We start from the raw sequence: 19,602 nt of genomic DNA, 5'->3' as shown, positions 1-19,602 counted from the left end.
GCCCTATGCCCTATGCCCTATGCCCTATGCCCTATGCCCTATGCCCTATGCCCTATGCCCATGAGTACCTCATCTTTATGAGAAAGGCTATATCACCGTAAGTTCCACACAACCCAATGAATCAATTCCAACCCTTTTATTCTTGTGGTTGATCTGGCTTATTTCTTACTTCTTTAATCCGGAGAGTGACAAAAGAGGGAGAGCGTGATTTTTCCTAACTTATTCAGCAAGCCCTATCTATGTTGTGACTGGGTTGTCACCGTCAGATCCAACATCCCCTCACCAACAAATGTCGGGCCGAACATCGAGCCCGCCCCGCATTCTCCAAAAGCCCCAAAACCATTCACTTCAACCAGGCAGGATGAGCCATCAAAGCTGCAAAAGGCTGCACTCCCCGCAACTGATTCGACAGCGGCAAATGCCCTCTCGGCGCGCTCAAATCCCAGATAAACTCTTGCGGGTAGCGCGTCCAATTATTCCCCTTCTTCCAGCCAATTAGCGGCCACAATTTATCCCAATTCTTGCCCGAACTCAGCCAAATTTCCCGCTGCACCGAAAAGCCAAATTTGCCTTCGGAATGAACTTTCCACAGCGTATTAATTGTTTGCAAATCCGTTACGGGCAAACTCTCAACTTGGGTAAAATACAGCCACTTTCTCACAGAAGCTGTATCACCAGCTAATTCACAAAGCTTGTCTAAAGTTAAGCGATCGGCTTCTTGAAATTCCTGTAACGCCAATAATTGTTGCAGCGGAGTGTAATCAATGTTAGAGTCCGATCGCAGCGGCACAACCCCAGTTGGAAAATTCGCTTGCAAAAACTCCGTCGCTCTCGGAGAATTAGCACTGTAAAGAATTTGGTAAGCCTTACCCATTACCGCAGTCGGTGCCTCTGACTTGCGCTCTAATAAAAATTCCATCAATACATCCCAACCGGAATCTGCTATTTGTTGTTGTAGCAGTTGCAGTTGAGCTTTTTCCGAACCAGACCTCAACTGAGAGCGGAGTTCGGCTGTATCGGCCGCCGAGTCTAGAGGAGAAGTAGAAATCGAGTCAGTCATGAGAAACTATCAGCTATCAGCTATCAGCTATCAGCTATTAGCTGAAGCCCTGGTTTTCCCCCATTGTACAATGGTACTGACTCCGATTCACTTCTCTGTACCCGGATGCCTGCGCGCAACGCCGCCTGGTTTAGCCTCACGCCCCCACCCTCTTCGCCAATGGCAGCAATAGCAAATAAGTCTACCATCTGAATTTTACGCTTGATGCCATGTCATATTATGTCCGGTCGATTACCCCTAATACGGTAGGGGCGGGTTCACGAAAAATATCTGCCAATAATTGACAATCTCAAAAACCCGCCCTTTTAATCGCCGTCATTCGATCGGACATGATATCAAAGAGTTTTTCCTGAACCTAGTCGTCCACAATCGAAACCCATGCAGGGAAGGAAGGCGGAAAAAAGTTTATGTCATATTCCGACTCTTCCCACTCTTTGACCCACAGTGGCACGGCGCCGGGGCTAGGAGTTGCAGAAAAGGTGCGTTCTTTGACTTCGATCGAGTGAAATAGCTGTTTTAAAGTATCTCCCCGATCCAAAGCTTCGCTGAGGATGTCGTCCAACTCAGGATCGACCCGTTTGACGCGGTTTTTGTCCTCCTCCAGCCACAGAAGTTTCAAAGACTTCAGATCTCTCGGACTGAGGATGCTCTTGTAGTACACGCGCTTAAGGGTCGCTACGGGCTCCAATGAGCGTTCGATCCGGCGAATTTGCTGAACTCGCAGGTAGTGCCATTCCGCTAAACGCTTGCTTTCCGAAGGCGGAAGAGTACCCTTCCCCGCTGCGTGTTTGTAGTCGTATTTAATCAAACTGCAAGCCATATTGGCTAGCAGGTGAATCAACTGTTTTTCTTTGGGTGTTGCCTGACGCCGTTCCTGGGTTCTTGTCAATACCCGCTGTCTGCGGGTAGTTTCGAGAGTATTTTCCATTGGGTTTTTACGAGATGAAATACGATTGTGCCAGATCCAAATCCCGAACATCAGAAGGTAAGGAAGTTGATAGGCGGGGAAACTCCACCGACAGACTCGCCTTACCTGTTTATTTTCCCATTCACCGTTCTCTGAAACTGACCCCCTCCGGGATTAGGTAGACTGATATTGGGATCTAGTTTTAACCGCCTCGATTAGAGGCCGTTGCGACAACAAACACCACCACAACTAAAACCACAACCACAACCGCACTCCGGGGGAACCACACAAGAGCGCCAATTATTTCCTGACTTTACTACCGGTTTTTACCTCTTCTTGCTCCCCATCCTCATTCGTTCCAGTGTAGTTAAAGTCGGGACGACTCTCCCAAGCCGTCAAACTCCTGGCTGATGAAGGTTGTGGACCTAGCGCCGAAGCGCTGGCGCTGCCTGCCTGGAAAAAGCCGAAGCCAGCCGAGGCAATTACCGCTAATACTAAGATGCTGTTTTTCATGTTCGATGACCCTGATTTGCGTAGATTGGCACTTTTTGGCTAACCCGATATATCAGAAATGGGTTGATGCAATAGCCCACTTGTCTTCTGATAAATCTGCCTGCCATAATCAATTCAGACAGGCACACCCGCTTGCGATCGGAAACGCCGGAAGTGACGTGTTACTAATGTCCACGATCATCCACCAACCCGAATCTTTTGGGTAGTGGAGCGAAAGCCATCAGGGCGTCGATCCATCAGGGAGTTATGCCATCAGGGTGCTAATCCATCGGGTAGTTAAGCCATCAGGGCGCATCTTCTACAATTAGCCACCGACTTAACTTTTATAGTTGAGTGAGTGGTTAGCCTGGTACTGACAAAGCCTTTAAGAATTAAACTTTTTGTGGATGCATCCTGAAAAGTTTGTTCTTAGGAATCCCCGAACGCGAAAGCCCGGGGAAAGTCAGCAGCATGGAATTCCATGCAATCTAAGTCAACTAAAAAAACGCAGATTAACGATATCTCCCACTCAAGCAGTCCTCAGCCAAACGCTGGGGTTTTTTATTGGCAGCCATTGCGAGCGCCTTTTTCTCCGGCATCCGGCAGGCGGATCTGAAGGCAGAAGGTTGACGGGGCTGTGGTTATGAGTTTCCCTGCCCACATCATACCACCGGGTGAATTTTAAAGTATTATTGTAAAAAAATGTGAAAAAAAAGGGCCTTTTAGCGTTTTCAATCCGATCGAGTGAAAATTCATCTAATTATGTGAACGAGTGTAAAAAATCAAGGGGCGGGCTACAATTGGGCCGATCGCAGGATTTGGGGCGAACGCTTGCAAAGATACGGTAAAGATTGAGAAAGAGAAACGCGAGCTAGTAGACAATAGAGAAACAGGAACAAAAATTTTCCACCATAGTAAGCTGGCAATAATTCCCATTTGTAACCTTTCGATCGCACAGCATAGGGGCGTAAAATCTTGATGAATTCCCAGATGACAGCATCCGTCAACTCAACGTACCACTATCAAGTCGGAGGATATTTGCCTGCCGGTGCGCCCAGCTATGTTAGGCGAGCGGCAGACAGCGAGCTCTACGAAGGACTCAAAGCCGGAGACTTCTGTTACGTGTTGAGTGCGCCGCAAATGGGAAAGTCCAGCCTGCTAGTGCAAACGGCCAAAAGGTTGGAAGCCGAAGGTACAGTTTTTGCCGCCATCAACCTGAGAAGCATCAGCAGCCCAGATATCTCCCCCCAAAAGTGGTATGGCGGAATCATGTACCGCATGGCAAGCAGTTTACACATCACAAACAGGTTTGATGCCATCAAGTGGTGGAACGATCGCGAACTGCTATCCCCGGTGCAGCGATTGGAGATATTTATCGAAAAAGTTTTGCTCAAGTCACTTCAGCAAAATCTGGTAATTTTCATACATGACATAGACAGCATCAGCAGCCTAAATTTCAGTACCAGCGATTTTTTTGCTTTGATCCGGGCTTGTTACTCCAAGCGGGCAGAGCAACCGGAATACGATCGCCTGACTTTTGCTGTTATGGGAGTAGCAGCCCCCTCAGAATTGATCCGAGATCCAAGATGCAACCCTTTTAATATTGGACGGCAGATTCATTTAAGTCGATTCCAACTGCACGAAAGTTTGCCGCTAGCAAAAGGATTAGCCCTAAAAGCTTTTCGCCCCCAAAAAGTGCTCCAAGAAATATTAGCTTGGACGGGTGGCCAACCGTTTATAACTCAAAAACTTTGCCAATTGGTACTTGAATACGGGCCTTTTATTGGCAGAAATTCCGAAGCTCAGCAGGTTGAAAAACTGGTCAAACACAGAATTATTAAAAATTGGGAAGAAGAAGACGAACCCCAACATTTGACTGCAATACGCGAGCGCATTTTCCATAACCACTGCGACCTCACGCGGCTGTTAACGCTGTACCAGCAAGCTTTGCAACCGCCCACGCCAACAAAATCCGGGGAATCGCAGGGAGTACCAGCAGATTACTCTCCCGAAAAAATCGAATTGCAACTGTCAGGACTGGTTGTTAAATCTCACGGTAAATTAATAGTTTCCAACCTAATTTATCAGTCAGTTTTTAATCAATTTTGGGTAGAAAAAGAGCTGGGAAAATTGGCTCCCTACCGATCCGCCCTAGCAGCATGGCTGGCTTCAGACCGCGAAGATGAATCGCTGTTACTGACAGGGGAAAGTTTGCAGTCAGCTTTGGAGTGGGCAGCCGACAAAAAATTAAGCCAAGAACACTATTGGTTCTTGAATCCCGATCGAACTTTTGGGGAAAAACCGACAGTCGTTGTCGCAGAAGTTGCAGACAGCAGCGTAGACACAGAAGCAGACAGCAGCATCCTCACCCCGCCATCAGACAGTGTTCCAACTGGCAGCAACGAACAGAGATTGTACGATCACATCGTCTCCTGCGTGGAAACAGAATCCCCGGCACAGGTGATCGAGCGGTTCCGAAAGCTATTTATCGACGGCATGGGCTATCCCGATCGAGAGATTGAAGCAAGTTTGTACAGTATAGTCTCCATCAAGCGATCGGATCAGCACTTTAAATATCTCCTCCACCGCTGCTGCTACATCCCGATCAACCGCTGGCAATTGCATTCCCAAAACCAATTCGCGATTGCCAAGTTGGTAGCTTTATTTAAGCAGACTTCTCCCCGATTCGGGATGGAATTTTACATAGTCAAGCGCTTGCAAGAACAAATAAAATTATTTACTAAAAGTGACGAATTCCAGACTATAGAGCGCTTAGTAAAAGCCTTAGATAGAGAGGCGGAACAGCAGAAACAAGATACAGATTCTCCTTTGGGCGAATTGATATGTCGGTATCCTTATTTGTACGGCTATTCTCTACTGAGCAAGGACAGCATTGAGGAAGACCAACAAACCATCCAAAAACTGGCATTTCAAAGACAGCGACAATTTGAAACACATTTGTCTAAATATTTGAATTATATGGTTGAGCCGAGAAATACAGAAATAGGAATTGTGCAGCGGGCGGCTAATCCCACACTTTTGAACGATGCAGAACTGCACTTAGCGGTCAGGGAATTTGCGGGAAAAGTAGCAGGCGATCGCAGCTACAAAGAAGCGGCTCAATTTTTCCTGAGAGATTCCAGACAAACTCCATCTTACGGCTCATTTAAAATGGATTTATATGAATATTTAATATCGTCGGTAGAACCAGAATACGGCGGGCGTCAATTTAATGACCGCTTGTACAAGCACATCAAAAATACATTGCCAGAAAATGACTCGGTGAAATTCAATAATATATTGTTAGTTCGGACTTGCCACCAGTTGTTCAACTTCTTAGTAGTGGAAAATTCCCAACATCCCAGCCACTACGTTTTTTACGACTTGGTGTACAACCTCGGCGCCAGCAGGACAATGGGTTTACTGCTGAAACTCGTTCTGCTTTCGGCAAAAGTTAAACCTGAGTTGGAAAAGCGATTTTCTATTTTGTTTAATCACTATGAAGGTAAAGCTTCTAATGAAATTATGTGGTTTGTCAAATCCTTGGAAAATTTCAATGTGGCTTTGGTGGTGAATTTTGGCAAGACGGATTTGTCTTTGGTTAAACAGCAGCTTATTTTGACTTGAGAATAACAAAATCGCTCTAACTCGAACAGGGTTATATAATAGTATTAATTGAAAAAAATCCAGGAGAAACAAATGAAAGCCTTTGAAGTCACAGGAACGATCGACGAAAAAGGTCAATCGATTTTAGATTTTAGATTTTAGATTTTAGATTTTAGCATTGACCCCACGGATAAATTCGGGGGGCAAGTTTCATCGGATACAGGTTGTTTATTTCACCGGTCCTGAGTCTGCTTTCGGAATGAATCCGGGGGCTTGTATCCTGGATGCTTTCGGTCAATTATTGCTCGATCGACCTTTAACCGCAGAAACTCCCGGCCGCGTGCGAATCATCGTTCTTCTTCCCGAACCTACAGATGAAGCTGAAGACGACCCCGACGATACTCCAGTTGCAGAAGTAAAAGCTAGTCTCAAAAGGGCATTCCAGGAAGCTAAAACCCGACAGCGAATACCTCTTTCTCAAATGTGGGAGGGCATCGATCGATTTTAGATTTTAGATTTTAGATTTTAGATTTTAGATTTTAGATTTTAGATTTTAGATTTTAGATTTTACAGGATCGCACGCTCAATCAAGTTCAATAGCCGTCGATCGTACTTTTGTTAACCATTTACTCAAAATCCGATCGAACTCACATCTTGCACCATCCTCAAGAACGGGCTCTCCGGCCCGTTCCACAAAAAGTAGATTTTCTTGTGGAACAGGCCGGAAAGCCTGTTCCTAAAAGGCTAATTGAGAATGGTGCAAGATGTCAGATCGAACAGATATCAGCCTCAACGAAATCCGCAACATCATCGCCGAGTTTGACGAAAACGAATAGCAGTGTATTATTAATTCTATGATTAGCTATCTCAAAGGCACAGTAGCCGATATCGCCAAAGGCAGCAACCGCGTCATATTGACTCTGGAAGTCAATCAAATCGGCTATGAAATCCAAATTTTGCCCCGCGTGACCGGTCAATTGCCAGCATCCGGCGAAGTCGCCCAAATATTTACCCACCAGCAAGTTAAGGAAGACCAAATCGTATTGTACGGTTTTGGCAGCGCGGCAGAACGCGATTTGTTTCGGCAGTTGACGAGTGTCAGCGGTGTGGGTGCTCAACTGGCGATCGCACTTCTCGATACTTTAGGATTGCAAGATTTAGTCCAGGCGATCGTCGGCGGTAACACCCGCATCCTCGCCAAAACCCCAGGCGTGGGCACAAAAACGGCAGAACGTCTCGCCCTGGAACTCAAAAGCAAACTCTCGGAATGGCGACAGCAAGCAGGTTTGACAACTTCAGTCGCTGCCGGAGTCCCCCCAGCTATTCAAGAAGAAGTCGAGATGATCCTGCTGGCGATGGGATACACTGCGGCTGAAGTATTGCAAGCGCTGCAAACCCTCAGTCAAGACAGCACTTTGTCCGCCAAAGGTGATGCGGATGATTGGATACGTGAGGCGATCGCCTATTTGAGCCGATAGTTTTCTGCTTAATACTATGGTTTTTGAGTGTGCCCTGTCTCAGCGTCAGTTTGAGGAGTTCCGCACTCGCCTGCGGGGACGGGTCAATTTGGATGAAGATAACATCCGTTTTTATGCCTTGTCAACGCGGGCGATCGGGCAGGTAGAAACTTGGGGTTCTGGCCCGCCGGTGACTCAACCGCCAACTTCCGTCATTGTTTAAAGTATTTTTTTTGACACTTGACAGCCAGGGAAATCTACGTTACTATGTCTCCATTGCTAGATTATGGTTGTAAATCCACAGAAGCCCAAGTTTACTTGTCGTGTTAATTACTACCCGAATCAACAGCACCAGTACCTAGAAAATTAAATAGATTAAAGTAGTGTTTTAGCAGTTCAATCATTTAGCTATCCGACCGCCTAGCTAAATGGCTGAAACACAGATTCTCTCGTATAGGCGGCCGTTCTATTGTGCAGTAAGGGTTTCAGCGATTTTCGGCAGCCAATTTTCGGCTCTAAGTGAGCTCAGCATCAGAGGCGGTCGCAAACGGCTTCTGGAGCCTTTACTGGGCAAGGTTTTCACAACGAGGGGCCGCAATTCACTTTTCCCCGCAAGGGGATTGAAACATTTGGTCTTTAAATCTTCGGATTTTTGGGTTGGGCCGCAATTCACTTTTCCCCGCAAGGGGATTGAAACTTAACAATTTTTGAGGATGAGATAAAGCAAAATTATTTGCCGCAATTCACTTTTCCCCGCAAGGGGATTGAAACGATCAAAATCAATTACCATGACTTCTCTTTCGCCGCAATTCACTTTTCCCCGCAAGGGGATTGAAACAATTATTGTTAATTCTGTATTTGATGTAATCACCAAGCCGCAATTCACTTTTCCCCGCAAGGGGATTGAAACTGCATAGGCTTCGTATTGCTCAGTAGTCATATTCTCGCCGCAATTCACTTTTCCCCGCAAGGGGATTGAAACTTTCCGGTTGCTTCTACTTTAGCAAAGGTAGTTTGACTAGCTAGCCGCAATTCACTTTTCCCCGCAAGGGGATTGAAACTTTATTGATGATGGTAAACAACGCAGAAATTTTTAAGTTAGGCCGCAATTCACTTTTCCCCGCAAGGGGATTGAAACGTATTTATTACATCTTTCCAGACTATCTCAGATAAGCCGCAATTCACTTTTCCCCGCAAGGGGATTGAAACTAAATTGCTGGGCATGGATTAGTAGTGTTTCGTGTAAGCCGCAATTCACTTTTCCCCGCAAGGGGATTGAAACTTTCCTGAAATCTGGATTTTTGAAACTCCAGACCCGTTGCCGCAATTCACTTTTCCCCGCAAGGGGATTGAAACTTGTTTTAAACTATATAATGCAACTTGACGGGTTTTATGCCGCAATTCACTTTTCCCCGCAAGGGGATTGAAACATCGTCAGCGATATTGCGTGAACATTGATACGCTAGTCTACGCCGCAATTCACTTTTCCCCGCAAGGGGATTGAAACAATATCCTTTAACTGGTAGAGTAGTATTATTAGCCGCAATTCACTTTTCCCCGCAAGGGGATTGAAACATAAATGATACCATCTCTGCTTCATTGATTTTATTACGCCGCAATTCACTTTTCCCCGCAAGGGGATTGAAACAAAACTAAAATTAAGGGGACAGTTTGATTAGAGAGAAAGCCGCAATTCACTTTTCCCCGCAAGGGGATTGAAACTGTTAGTCAATCCCGATCGCCTGTAGATGGGCAAAAATGGCGGGCCGCAATTCACTTTTCCCCGCAAGGGGATTGAAACTATCATCCCAAGTTCCAATTCTTCCTGCGTCGCCAAAAGCGCCGCAATTCACTTTTCCCCGCAAGGGGATTGAAACTCGAGTCATGATTCGAGCAAACTTCTTGGCAGCACTGATAGCCGCAATTCACTTTTCCCCGCAAGGGGATTGAAACAAAAATTACTTACGTATCTTCGTCTGAGCCTTGCCCATTTGCCGCAATTCACTTTTCCCCGCAAGGGGATTGAAACTGATCTAAGTTGTTCATTTTCATTATTACTAATATCAAATGCCGCAATTCACTTTTCCCCGCAAGGGGATTGAAACTCTATCCAAGAATTATCGTTTGGACATTTGCCAGGCCGCAATTCACTTTTCCCCGCAAGGGGATTGAAACGCTTGTTACAAAAAAACAAGGTTATATCATCTCTATAAGCCGCAATTCACTTTTCCCCGCAAGGGGATTGAAAGTGTGCAAATTTTTCTGTTCTTCCCATACTCCAAGGTGCCGCAATTCACTTTTCCCCGCAAGGGGATTGAAACCAGAAAAAAGAAAGTACCCTTCAAACATTGCCTTTAAATTGCCGCAATTCACTTTTCCCCGCAAGGGGATTGAAACATTAACTCTTCCATCTGTTCCCAAGAGTAATTGTGCCGCAATTCACTTTTCCCCGCAAGGGGATTGAAACATGATTCTGAACACGAGCAGAAACAATATTGTAGTTTTGCGCCGCAATTCACTTTTCCCCGCAAGGGGATTGAAACCATCAAAAGCAAAGAAACCAATTAATGCCCCTTTTGAGCCGCAATTCACTTTTCCCCGCAAGGGGATTGAAACAAAAACAGAATATTCCTGCCTCCAACAAACGTCGGCTCTACGCCCGTGCCGCAATTCACTTTTCCCCGCAAGGGGATTGAAACTATTTATCTTCATGGACAATTATAGCTTTCATGCCGCAATTCACTTTTCCCCGCAAGGGGATTGAAACTTTTATCTCTAATTCCAAAATCTTCATATTCAAAGCCGCAATTCACTTTTCCCCGCAAGGGGATTGAAACTTGTTTAGTGTCAACCTCTGAATAACATCCTTCGTTTTGCCGCAATTCACTTTTCCCCGCAAGGGGATTGAAACTAAATCTTATGGCTGCTAGTGGTTATGACGCTGCTCCGCCGCAATTCACTTTTCCCCGCAAGGGGATTGAAACAGCGTATCGCGTAATTTATTAAACGCATCGTCTTTATGCCGCAATTCACTTTTCCCCGCAAGGGGATTGAAACAATTGAATTACTAAAGATTTCGTAAGCCTAGAAAATTTCAAGCCGCAATTCACTTTTCCCCGCAAGGGGATTGAAACTCAAAGTATAATTTTGTGGATTATAGCACAGAAAGGCCGCAATTCACTTTTCCCCGCAAGGGGATTGAAACTTCACAGTGAAGATAAAATCAGCTACTTTTTCATCTTGAGCCGCAATTCACTTTTCCCCGCAAGGGGATTGAAACGTATTCGGATCGCGTGTTATCCATTTTAAATCCTCCTGCCGCAATTCACTTTTCCCCGCAAGGGGATTGAAACTCAATAATTGAGCCGATCGCATTATCGAGGTCACTGTTCCGCCGCAATTCACTTTTCCCCGCAAGGGGATTGAAACGTATCGTAGCTTTCTACGTCGCTGATAGCTTTCAACAAGTGTCGCAATTCACTTTTCCCCGCAAGGGGATTAAAACAACGGTCAACTTAGGAACACGCTCAAAAAAGTCACGTCCCAATTCACTTTTCCCCGCAAGGGGATTGAAACTTAAAACCTGCAAAAGACTTCACCTACCATAAAAAGAAAACGCTTTTGCGTAGCGTGCCGGAGGCCGATCGCCCTGTAGGATAGAAAAACTGCCAATTTTTCCACTGCTATGCCTGAATCCATCCAGCAAGAAGCTCAAGCCATTGTGGATAGCCTTGCATTCATTCCCTTTCAGGATTGCATAGCCCTTTCTAAAGAATTTCGCTCTCCTTCCGATGAGCGCTGGGATCTACGCAGCTATCATCAGAGTTAGAAAGCCTAATCATCCACGCTATTAACCCACCCTATAACGTGAGAATTCCAGCGAGGGACTAACTCTATGCAAACCCAGCCTGCTATCACCGGACATCTCTCCCCTGAATTAGCGCAAATCTTTCTGGAAGGATTACCCGCACACATTCGTACCGGACTGTCCATGCGAGCCAAAACAATGAACTATCCCGTCTGGGCAGTAATTGAAATGGCAATCTCCGGCTATCTGGATGAAGAGGCTCTATCCTTTGCCGATTGCAAGCCCAAGCTCGACTAGCGATCGTGCAGTCCGCGTGTGGGAGACTATCCCGTAGGGAATCGCCCTTTCCGCAGGAGAATGCGATCGCTATTACTACACCGTATTTACACTTGCCATCCGAATCCTAGCGCCACGGGTAATCAGAGGCGTCGCAATTCACTTTTCCCCGCAAGGAGATTGAAACTTGCCCTGCGAACACTTGCAGCAAAAATTTCATCCCGCACGCTGCAACCTTCTCCATTCCCTGTGGTACAATTGCAGATTGTGACAATCGTACAAAAAAAACTAAAATCAATTCATGGCTCTTACACAACAGCGCAAACAAGAAATCATGGGCGACTTCCAAACCCATGAAACCGATACCGGTTCAGCAGATGTCCAAGTCGCGATGCTGACCGATCGCATCACAAAACTCAGCGCCCACCTGAAAATCAACCAAAAAGACTTCGCATCCCGGCGCGGTTTGATGATGATGATCAGCCGCCGCAAGCGCCTGCTGGCATACATCCAAAGGGAAAATGTCGATCGCTACAAAGCATTGATTGCCCGTCTAGGCATTCGCGGCTAAACACCAAAGCCAAAATTTGCGACAATATTCTTTAATCTTGGACAAACACCAAGACTTATTGAAAAATGTTCGAGATTTCAGGTTAGAGATAAAATATGTCCTCCGAACCACCCCGCAAGCGCTTGCCCTTTGAACCGGCAACAAATCGTAAAAAAACGCCTAAAAAGCCCCCAGAACCCCAAGCAAGCCTAGCCTTAGAGTCGGATTCTGCCGACAAGCAGCCGAAAGCTAACAAAACCGGAAAACAGTCGCAATCCATCCCAGAAGTAGTCAGCCAACGCATGATATCTCGCATAGCGGTATTCTGTGGCATACCGACCATCCTGGGAATTTCCACATTTTTTGTCAGCTATTTGGTAGTCAGCAAAGGCTTGTTTGATCTGCCCAACACAGCAGTATTGCTGGTAAGCATGGGCTGTTTTGGTCTAGGCGTTCTGGGATTAAGCTACGGAGTCCTCTCGGCTTCCTGGGATGAAGAAATTTCAGGAAGCACTCTGGGGTGGGAAGAATTTAATACCAATTTTGGACGGATGCGAGAAGCGTGGCGCGCCGCCAAACCAAAAAGTTAGTCATTAGTTATTAGTTATTAGTTATTAGTGACAACTTAACATTAAACCGATAGTCCGATAGTCCGACAGGGAATGAATTCCCTGTCTCAAAGCGAAAGTCCTCTAAAGAGGACTGAGAAAAAAAAATTTTAAACTCCTCAGTCCTCTTCAGAGGACTTTAGCTTTGAGACAGGGGTTTTAACCCCTGGCGGACTTGGCGGGTAAGCGAGAGAACTTGGCGGACTAAAAGCTTAAGTTGACACCAATGGCTACTGCCGTGTCCTGATATCATTCGATCGCCATTGCATCTATTTTTCCCCTTCCATCCGTGTCATAATCCGTTTCTAGCCCAACTAAAAAGGCAAAAAAAAATGATTATAGTAATGAAAGCCGGCACTCCAGAAGCCGAGATCGATCGCATCGACGAAGAGCTCCGCACTAGCTGGGGTTTGATACCAGAAAAAATCGTCGGCCGTTACAAAACCGTCATGGGTTTGGTGGGCGACACCGTTGAGCTCGAACCTATGCAACTGCGCGAAATGAGCACCTGGATTGAAGAAGTGCTGCGCGTGGAAAAACCCTACAAACGCGCTTCTCTGGAGTACCGCCAAGGAGAAGCCAGCACAGTAGAAGTTGCTACTCCTTTAGGGCCTGTGATGATTGGCCTGCATCACCCGATCGCGATCGTAGCAGGCCCTTGCTCGGTCGAAAACGAAGAAATGATTGTCGAAACGGCAATGCGCGTCAAAGCTGCTGGAGCTCATTTTCTCCGTGGTGGCGCGTACAAACCGAGAACTTCCCCCTATGCTTTCCAAGGCCACGGCGAGAGTGCTTTGGGATTGCTAGCTGCGGCCCGGGAAGCTAGCGGTTTGGGAATTATCACCGAAGTTATGGATGCGGCCGACTTAAGTGCGATCGTGGAAGTAGCCGACGTGGTTCAAGTCGGGGCGAGAAATATGCAGAATTTCTCACTGTTGAAGAAAGTCGGAGCTCAAGACAAACCCGTTTTGCTGAAGCGCGGCATCTCCGCCACCATTGAAGAATGGTTGATGGCTGCCGAGTATATCATGGCTTCTGGCAATCCGAACGTGATTTTGTGCGAGCGCGGAATTCGCGGGTATGACAGGCAATATACACGCAATACCCTCGATTTGTCGGCAGTACCAGTATTGCGGACTCTGACTCACTTACCGATTATGGTTGACCCGAGTCACGGCACCGGTTGGGCGCAGTTTGTACCTTCAATGGCGTTTGCTTCGATCGCCTCTGGTACTGATTCGCTGATGATTGAAGTGCACCCGAATCCGAAAAAAGCTTTGTCTGACGGGCCGCAATCTTTAACACCGGATCAGTTCGACAAGTTGATGGAAGAATTGGCGGTGATTGGTAAAGTCATGGGACGTTGGCCGCAGCCCGTGCCAGTTTTGGCATAGAAATCGCGGTAATCAGTCAATACGCTTGGGTTAACCCGGATCCCCCCTAACCCCCCTTAAAAAGGGGGGGACAAGAATGTTCTCAAAGTCAACCCCTACTCCCCTTCTTCAGGGGGATTTAGGGGGATATCCGAGGAATAAATATTTTTAACGGAACCGTATTGGGTTAAATCCCCGACTTCTTAAAGAAGTCGGGGATTTTGTTATTGTGTTTTTGGAATAGAGGCCCAGGGGCGATCGTACTTCTAGGAATGTTGGGAAATTTTGTATAATTGATATTTGATATCATGTCTGGTCGATTACCCTGATTCCTGTAGGGGCGGGTTCACCAATAATATTTGCCAAAAACGGACAATCTCACAAACCCGCCCCGGCCAATGTATTATGGGTGAGCGATCGGACAGGATAGGAGTTAATTAGCGAGAGGGCTGGGAGTCATGGTAGGCATGGGAACCAAACTCACTTTAGCAGAATTTCTAGCTTTGCCCGACGGAGATATATATTGTGAGTTTGTAGATGGTGAAGCAGTTCCTAAAGTGTCTCCAAAATTTTTTCATTCCAGTTTACAGGGTTCTTTGTGTCTCCTGATTCGTGTATGGTGTAAAGGACGCGGGCGAGTGCTTCCAGAATGGGCAATTTTGTTAAAACGTCAGGATAAAGATTGGGTACCTGTTCCCGATTTAACGTACATTTCTTATGAACGTCTGCCGAAAAGTTGGCGGCGAAATGAAGCTTGTCCCGCAATTCCTGAACTGGTGATTGAGATTATATCGCCGGATCAAAGTATGAAGGAATTTGAAGAGAAGGTGAAAGATTATTTGGCGGCGGGCGTTCCGCGAGTTTGGGTGATTGATCCAGAAGCTATTTTAATTAAAAGTTTTTTCCCCGATGGTTCTAGTCAAGTTTATACGGATAATACACCGATTGTGGATGAGTTGCTGCCTGGTTTGGAGTTGACGACTAGACAGATTTTTGAAGAGGCGGAATTGATTGATTGATTGAGGGCGATCGCCTCTGGTACTGATTAGCTGATGATAGAAGTGCACCCGAATCCCAAAAAAATCTTTGTCTGACGGGTCGCAATCTTTAACACCGGATCAGGGCGATCGCTTCTAGTAAAATTTAACTGTCGCTTACAGACTCAACCTTTGCCAATTGTTCGCTCTCACTTGGCAAGTCCCCAACCATTAAGTAATCAATATGACTGCTTTAGGAGTATGAGGCGTGGTATTCTCTAAAGTACCATCCACGTTCAGCCCAGTACCAGTGGACAAGAGGAACTTATGATCGAGCTTTCTACCGAACAACTGCTTTACTTGCTTTACGCAGTAGCCTACTCAAAAGATAGTAAGGCGACTAAAAGCGATGTGAAACAGCATTTGCCTAAAGGATACCAGAAGGATGCGAATGCTATCTGTGATGTTTTGTGTCAGAAGCAATTGCTCGAATCTCCTAAAAAGGGTCAGCTTTTCGTGACAGAGCAAGGTAAGAAAGTTCTAGCTGCTAATTTGCAAACCAGTAAGTATGAGTTTGATTCAGCAAAAGGAGCGAAACTTATAAATACTCTTTGGCGTTACTGCCAAGTCGGAGTTGGGGATTCTCAGACTTCCGAGGGTGGTAAAGAGATGGACTTTGAGAAATTTGTAGAAAAGTTTAAGGCTCTTTATTTTGAAGAAAGAAAGCGTCAAGAGTTACGAGGGGTAGTTGCTATTCGCAGCCGAGAAATTTGTCAGAAATTTTTGGAACAAAACGATGTATCTCAATCAAACTTGAATAAAAACTTTGCTTTGCTTAAATCCACTGGCAAAGTTTTTGCAGTTATTGAAAAAGAAGATGAACTTATTCAGTGGGTAGAGTAAGCCATGCCAGAAGACGCCGGAAAAAAAAGGTACATAAGAGACTTCCTTCAGCAAGTAAAGTCAGCCATAGGTTTTGTTGATGATATTAGAATAGAGCGCGTTGTTAGACTTCCAGGGTCAACGGGTGAAGGATCTACAGCCAAAAGTTTGTCGGGGCGGCAAATATCTAATCTAACTCAGCTTCTTGAGGACGATCTAAGTCATACATTTGATGACGGCTACTTTACATTTAGATTCGTTGCCGCCCTAGTTGGTAGTGGTAAAACCTCGTTGTTAACTTACTTGCATGAATTAACTAAAACTAAATCAACCTATCAGAATCACTCTGTAGTCGTCGAGTTTCAACTCTCTGATGTACCTCTGGAAGAGAGTTTTAGGGAAAAACTTTACTCCCATATCTTAGCTCATACATTTTATGAATTGTTACACAATCAAAATCTTTTGCCATCAGTTAAAAATGTAGCTGAACAAGTTTTGAGAGATTATTTACCTGATACTCAAGTCAATCAGCTTAATGGTGCCAAAAGAATAATGCCATTTCGCAACAAATTTAAAACGTATATTGCCGATAGCGTAGATAGTCTTGAAGAGTTTTTCTTTTATATAGTATCCGAAGTATCAGCCGTCGATCCCAACTTTAGTTTTGTTTATCTCACCGATGAATTAGATGCTTTAGCACCATTTCCTAATCAAATTCAAGAAACTAGACTGCTTTTTAAACAATTGATTAGGAGGGCAAAAGACAAATTTGGCTCAAAGATTAACCTGTTAATTTACTTAGTCGGTACATCAGATAACGTAAAAAGTTTTATTACTGAAGATTCTGTCATGGAAAGCCTTTTAGGTGACTCAGTTATAAATCTAAATAAGGGTTATACCAATGAATTTGAACTGATTAGAAAGAAAATTGATGAGCGTATTGAAGGGGCTTATAAGGGATATAAAAATTTTGCTCAAGCATGGCAAGAAATCAAAGATATACCATTGAATCCTGCTAATACTTTGAGGGAGTTTTGTCGAGACTATGCTGGGGCTGTATTAGAAATACATGAAAAATATTTTAAAGAAGCTCCAGAGCAGGTATTTGAAGGCAATTCACGACAGTTAGTAGAATCCCAGTGTAGACAAAAGTGGGGAAGTTATCTCAACCAGAAATCATACACTCTATCGGCAGTTTCAACTACAACAGTGATTGCAGGTCATGCCTTCGACTCTTATGTAGAATTACTGCACAACGGCCACTGCGTTGCTAGAGCCTTTGGGGAAGCTAAAAACTATGAACTGTTGAGCAGCCATTTAGAAACGTTTAATCAATGGTTAGAAGATGCCAAGTTCAAACCTGATGGGACACCGGGAGATATATCTTTTATGATTGCTCCTTCCTGTCCACCTCTTCTGCAAAGAAAGTTAGAACTTAAAAACATTCAATTTATCAAATCAGATAAGGTTATTCCCCCGCCGATACCCACACCCACACCCAATCCTATACCTAAACCAAATCCTACAGCAACGGCATTTCCTATTAATCTCAATAAAGCCAATAAATCCGAACTAACGAAGGCTTTCAAGGGAACCAGTATCAAGCAGACAACTATTGATAAATTGATCAGCGATAGAAATCCCAAAATCTATTGTGACATAGACGATATGGCGTTTCGTCTAAAGCTTACCACAGCCGCAAAGAAAAAACTTCAAACAAAGTTTGATAAAGGTGAGATTTCCTTTTAACAGAAGATACAATAATTAGATCGTGTGGTAGTTCGTAGGCAATCGGCTTTGCAACTCCAAGATATTAACCGCCCCAATGCTGAAATTGATGCGGCGCGGGGGATAATGATTATGGATATTTTATGCGTGCGTAATTAGTCCCATTAGTTGGTCGTAGTCTATGCCCAATAGCCTTTGGGTATAGGATGGATGTTTTTCTATATATTCCCGAAGTTGGCTCAGGTTTGTTGAGGGTAAAATTATATTAGAATTTAAGAACGAGTGGCAAACCATTTCTTTTCGGGAGAAGTCTCATATAAGATGCAATAGCGAGATGCCTGAAAATGACTAAAAGCGATCGCTCACAAACCTAAAATCACGCGTAGGGCTACTGCCAGCTCATCCATATAATTTTCATTTAAATGACCGATTAGCCTAATCACCCTAGATTTGTCGATGACTCGAATCTGTTCGCAAAGTATTACTGAATCTTGATTTAAACCCCCAACTCCAGATGGAACAAATACATGAGAAGGTAAAAGAGCGCGACGAATCTTTGTAGTAAACGGTGCAATAATAGTATGAGGACTTACGGCATTAGCACGGTCAATCTGTAAAATGACAACAGGTCTTATACCACCTTGCTCCGTACCAACTACCGGATTCAAATCGCATAACACCACATCTCCTCTTGTATATGTTGGATTTACTGATGAAGCTGCTACCATTGAATCTCTCCACGGGCTAACTTTTCTTCGTAGGCTTCTAAATTCTTTAAATAGTCAGAAAAGTCTGATTCAGTAAGCTGTGGCAATTCACTGTTGTATTTGAGGAGCAAAAAGTCTATAAAATCATTCACCTCTTCAACAAGTGACTCCGGCAATTGGCTAATTTTAGCAATAGTTAGATCGTAAACTGTCATGTTTTTACCCTATGTATCTTATTCACTTAACTATAACGCTCTATATCTAATTACCGTTAAGCGGCGAAACTCAAGCAAGCCCAAGTATCCTGTTGGATGAGATAGCGAAAATCATCTATAATTTCTTGATAAGTCATCCCAGAATCGCACCTCCTACTCAAAGACATTCATTAAGTTGTTTCATACCCCCTTGCGGCTGCACTTGCTTGTGCAAACTAATTTTGTCGCCCACTTCATACCCCGAATTAAAACCCGCCTCGCTGCTGACTTGAGAATCTGTTCTCGTTCTAATTTTAACCCCTCGGCCCTCTAGATAATCGGCGATCGCCTGTTGATTTTTCTCAAACATCGATCGCACTACAATCCCTGGAGTCGCCGCCACATCCCCCGAACCCGGAATCCCCGACTCTTCCATCTCCTGTTTTTGTTCCAACAATCTTTGTCTCAACCTTGTCGCGCATCCAACCCGAAAAGCATTCAGATACGCCAACCCCCTGCCGTTTCCTTTGCGGTATTTAGCCCTTTTTTCAATCGCAGAACTCAAATACTCGTACAGATGTTTGCAAACAATCAGGTTTGTAGAAGTTCCCACCAACAACATACTGCCATTATAAGTGTTTCGCATGGCAGTACAACCGTTAGCGTCGGCAATTCCCGAAAGCAGCATCATTTTCCAAGTGACAAATTTGGATGTTGTTTCAACGGAGTTTTCGTCAATCTCTTCTTGGTGATTTGGCCCTAAATCGGCGAGGCTGAGATTGTACTGTGCCAGTAAAAGGGAAGCTTTTTCGGCTGCTGCAGTGGATTCGTTTTCATTGGATGAGGTGGCTAGGGCTAAAAGTTTTTTGATTCTTTCGACAATACTTGTGTCTGCCATTTTTCAATCAGTTTTAGGGTGAGAGTATGCGGTGGCAAGGATTTGGGTGAATTCCCATTTTATACCAATTTAATGTGAA

18 protein-coding genes and 1 CRISPR repeat array are annotated in these 19,602 nt (G+C 44.8%); of the genes, 12 read left to right on the top strand and 6 right to left on the bottom strand.

Annotation, left to right across the window (positions count from 1 at the left end):
* Positions 1-343: 343 nt before the first annotated feature.
* The 3 genes from QUA16_RS22865 to QUA16_RS22855 all read right to left on the bottom strand — a co-directional run bounded on the left by QUA16_RS22865 (position 344) and on the right by QUA16_RS22855 (position 2,480).
* Positions 344-1,060 carry a GUN4 N-terminal ARM-like repeat domain-containing protein gene (locus QUA16_RS22865; RefSeq protein WP_333106047.1) on the bottom strand — a complete coding sequence of 239 codons (717 nt, stop codon included), beginning with the start codon at positions 1,058-1,060 and terminating at the stop codon, positions 344-346.
* A 355-nt stretch (positions 1,061-1,415) separates the two neighbouring features.
* Complete coding sequence (locus tag QUA16_RS22860; RefSeq protein WP_333106046.1) at positions 1,416-1,988, bottom strand: hypothetical protein; 573 nt, start codon at positions 1,986-1,988, stop codon at positions 1,416-1,418.
* A gap of 279 nt (positions 1,989-2,267) precedes the next feature.
* Positions 2,268-2,480 (bottom strand): hypothetical protein, encoded by a 213-nt coding sequence (locus tag QUA16_RS22855; protein ID WP_333106045.1) that lies wholly within the window; start codon positions 2,478-2,480, stop codon positions 2,268-2,270.
* Positions 2,481-3,449: 969 nt separating this feature from the next.
* Here QUA16_RS22855 and QUA16_RS22850 point away from each other — a divergent pair.
* The 12 genes from QUA16_RS22850 (at position 3,450) to QUA16_RS22795 (ending at position 17,745) form a co-directional block, all read left to right on the top strand.
* Complete coding sequence (locus QUA16_RS22850; protein WP_333106044.1) at positions 3,450-6,086, top strand: AAA-like domain-containing protein; 2,637 nt, start codon at positions 3,450-3,452, stop codon at positions 6,084-6,086.
* Between the two features lie 238 nt (positions 6,087-6,324).
* Positions 6,325-6,573 (top strand): type II toxin-antitoxin system RelN family antitoxin, encoded by a 249-nt coding sequence (locus tag QUA16_RS22845; RefSeq protein WP_333058254.1) that lies wholly within the window; start codon positions 6,325-6,327, stop codon positions 6,571-6,573.
* A gap of 346 nt (positions 6,574-6,919) precedes the next feature.
* Entirely contained in the window at positions 6,920-7,543 is a 624-nt protein-coding gene (gene ruvA / locus QUA16_RS22840; RefSeq protein ID WP_190742029.1) for a Holliday junction branch migration protein RuvA, read from the top strand.
* A gap of 16 nt (positions 7,544-7,559) precedes the next feature.
* The gene (locus QUA16_RS22835; protein WP_333106043.1) at positions 7,560-7,745 is read left to right on the top strand and encodes a CRISPR-associated endonuclease Cas2; all 186 of its coding nucleotides are present in this window, start codon (positions 7,560-7,562) and stop codon (positions 7,743-7,745) included.
* A 368-nt stretch (positions 7,746-8,113) separates the two neighbouring features.
* Positions 8,114-11,098: direct repeats of the CRISPR family, unit length 36 nt; unit sequence GCCGCAATTCACTTTTCCCCGCAAGGGGATTGAAAC.
* Positions 11,099-11,207: 109 nt separating this feature from the next.
* Positions 11,208-11,351 (top strand): hypothetical protein, encoded by a 144-nt coding sequence (locus QUA16_RS22830; protein ID WP_333181345.1) that lies wholly within the window; start codon positions 11,208-11,210, stop codon positions 11,349-11,351.
* A gap of 66 nt (positions 11,352-11,417) precedes the next feature.
* Positions 11,418-11,627 (top strand): hypothetical protein, encoded by a 210-nt coding sequence (locus tag QUA16_RS22825; protein WP_333106042.1) that lies wholly within the window; start codon positions 11,418-11,420, stop codon positions 11,625-11,627.
* 280 nt (positions 11,628-11,907) lie between these two features.
* Positions 11,908-12,177, top strand: coding sequence for a 30S ribosomal protein S15 (gene rpsO / locus QUA16_RS22820; protein WP_190661928.1), 270 nt, complete (start codon positions 11,908-11,910; stop codon positions 12,175-12,177).
* Positions 12,178-12,272: 95 nt separating this feature from the next.
* On the top strand, positions 12,273-12,746 hold the full coding sequence (locus QUA16_RS22815; protein WP_333106041.1) for a PAM68 family protein: 474 nt from the start codon (positions 12,273-12,275) through the stop codon (positions 12,744-12,746).
* A gap of 350 nt (positions 12,747-13,096) precedes the next feature.
* On the top strand, positions 13,097-14,158 hold the full coding sequence (gene aroF / locus QUA16_RS22810; RefSeq protein WP_333106040.1) for a 3-deoxy-7-phosphoheptulonate synthase: 1,062 nt from the start codon (positions 13,097-13,099) through the stop codon (positions 14,156-14,158).
* Positions 14,159-14,595: 437 nt separating this feature from the next.
* On the top strand, positions 14,596-15,156 hold the full coding sequence (locus tag QUA16_RS22805; protein WP_333106038.1) for a Uma2 family endonuclease: 561 nt from the start codon (positions 14,596-14,598) through the stop codon (positions 15,154-15,156).
* Between the two features lie 285 nt (positions 15,157-15,441).
* Entirely contained in the window at positions 15,442-16,017 is a 576-nt protein-coding gene (locus QUA16_RS22800; protein ID WP_333106037.1) for a hypothetical protein, read from the top strand.
* A 3-nt stretch (positions 16,018-16,020) separates the two neighbouring features.
* On the top strand, positions 16,021-17,745 hold the full coding sequence (locus QUA16_RS22795) for a hypothetical protein (protein ID WP_333106036.1): 1,725 nt from the start codon (positions 16,021-16,023) through the stop codon (positions 17,743-17,745).
* Positions 17,746-18,086: 341 nt separating this feature from the next.
* Here QUA16_RS22795 and QUA16_RS22790 read toward each other — a convergent pair whose 3' ends face one another.
* The 3 genes from QUA16_RS22790 to QUA16_RS22780 form a co-directional block, all read right to left on the bottom strand.
* Positions 18,087-18,452 (bottom strand): type II toxin-antitoxin system PemK/MazF family toxin, encoded by a 366-nt coding sequence (locus tag QUA16_RS22790; protein ID WP_333106035.1) that lies wholly within the window; start codon positions 18,450-18,452, stop codon positions 18,087-18,089.
* A complete protein-coding gene (locus tag QUA16_RS22785; RefSeq protein ID WP_333106034.1) occupies positions 18,446-18,646 on the bottom strand; it encodes a DUF2281 domain-containing protein in 201 nt (66 codons plus the stop codon). The genes QUA16_RS22790 and QUA16_RS22785 overlap by 7 nt, the downstream gene beginning before the upstream one ends.
* A 157-nt stretch (positions 18,647-18,803) precedes the next feature.
* A complete protein-coding gene (locus QUA16_RS22780; RefSeq protein WP_333106033.1) occupies positions 18,804-19,523 on the bottom strand; it encodes a DUF2786 domain-containing protein in 720 nt (239 codons plus the stop codon).
* Positions 19,524-19,602 lie beyond the last annotated feature (79 nt).

This window comes from Microcoleus sp. S13_C3, assembly GCF_036700905.1.
Lineage (GTDB): Bacteria > Cyanobacteriota > Cyanobacteriia > Cyanobacteriales > Microcoleaceae > Microcoleus.
Note: the sequence above shows the minus strand (reverse complement) of the source record. Positions and strands in the feature narration are given on the sequence as shown.

Coding starts and splice junctions, on each gene's coding strand:
- QUA16_RS22865 (WP_333106047.1), bottom strand. CDS start 1,060: ATGACTGACTCGATTTCTACTTCTCCTCTAGACTCGGCGGCCGATACA.
- QUA16_RS22860 (WP_333106046.1), bottom strand. CDS start 1,988: ATGGAAAATACTCTCGAAACTACCCGCAGACAGCGGGTATTGACAAGA.
- QUA16_RS22855 (WP_333106045.1), bottom strand. CDS start 2,480: ATGAAAAACAGCATCTTAGTATTAGCGGTAATTGCCTCGGCTGGCTTC.
- QUA16_RS22850 (WP_333106044.1), top strand. CDS start 3,450: ATGACAGCATCCGTCAACTCAACGTACCACTATCAAGTCGGAGGATAT.
- QUA16_RS22845 (WP_333058254.1), top strand. CDS start 6,325: ATGAATCCGGGGGCTTGTATCCTGGATGCTTTCGGTCAATTATTGCTC.
- ruvA (WP_190742029.1), top strand. CDS start 6,920: ATGATTAGCTATCTCAAAGGCACAGTAGCCGATATCGCCAAAGGCAGC.
- QUA16_RS22835 (WP_333106043.1), top strand. CDS start 7,560: ATGGTTTTTGAGTGTGCCCTGTCTCAGCGTCAGTTTGAGGAGTTCCGC.
- QUA16_RS22830 (WP_333181345.1), top strand. CDS start 11,208: ATGCCTGAATCCATCCAGCAAGAAGCTCAAGCCATTGTGGATAGCCTT.
- QUA16_RS22825 (WP_333106042.1), top strand. CDS start 11,418: ATGCAAACCCAGCCTGCTATCACCGGACATCTCTCCCCTGAATTAGCG.
- rpsO (WP_190661928.1), top strand. CDS start 11,908: ATGGCTCTTACACAACAGCGCAAACAAGAAATCATGGGCGACTTCCAA.
- QUA16_RS22815 (WP_333106041.1), top strand. CDS start 12,273: ATGTCCTCCGAACCACCCCGCAAGCGCTTGCCCTTTGAACCGGCAACA.
- aroF (WP_333106040.1), top strand. CDS start 13,097: ATGATTATAGTAATGAAAGCCGGCACTCCAGAAGCCGAGATCGATCGC.
- QUA16_RS22805 (WP_333106038.1), top strand. CDS start 14,596: ATGGTAGGCATGGGAACCAAACTCACTTTAGCAGAATTTCTAGCTTTG.
- QUA16_RS22800 (WP_333106037.1), top strand. CDS start 15,442: ATGATCGAGCTTTCTACCGAACAACTGCTTTACTTGCTTTACGCAGTA.
- QUA16_RS22795 (WP_333106036.1), top strand. CDS start 16,021: ATGCCAGAAGACGCCGGAAAAAAAAGGTACATAAGAGACTTCCTTCAG.
- QUA16_RS22790 (WP_333106035.1), bottom strand. CDS start 18,452: ATGGTAGCAGCTTCATCAGTAAATCCAACATATACAAGAGGAGATGTG.
- QUA16_RS22785 (WP_333106034.1), bottom strand. CDS start 18,646: ATGACAGTTTACGATCTAACTATTGCTAAAATTAGCCAATTGCCGGAG.
- QUA16_RS22780 (WP_333106033.1), bottom strand. CDS start 19,523: ATGGCAGACACAAGTATTGTCGAAAGAATCAAAAAACTTTTAGCCCTA.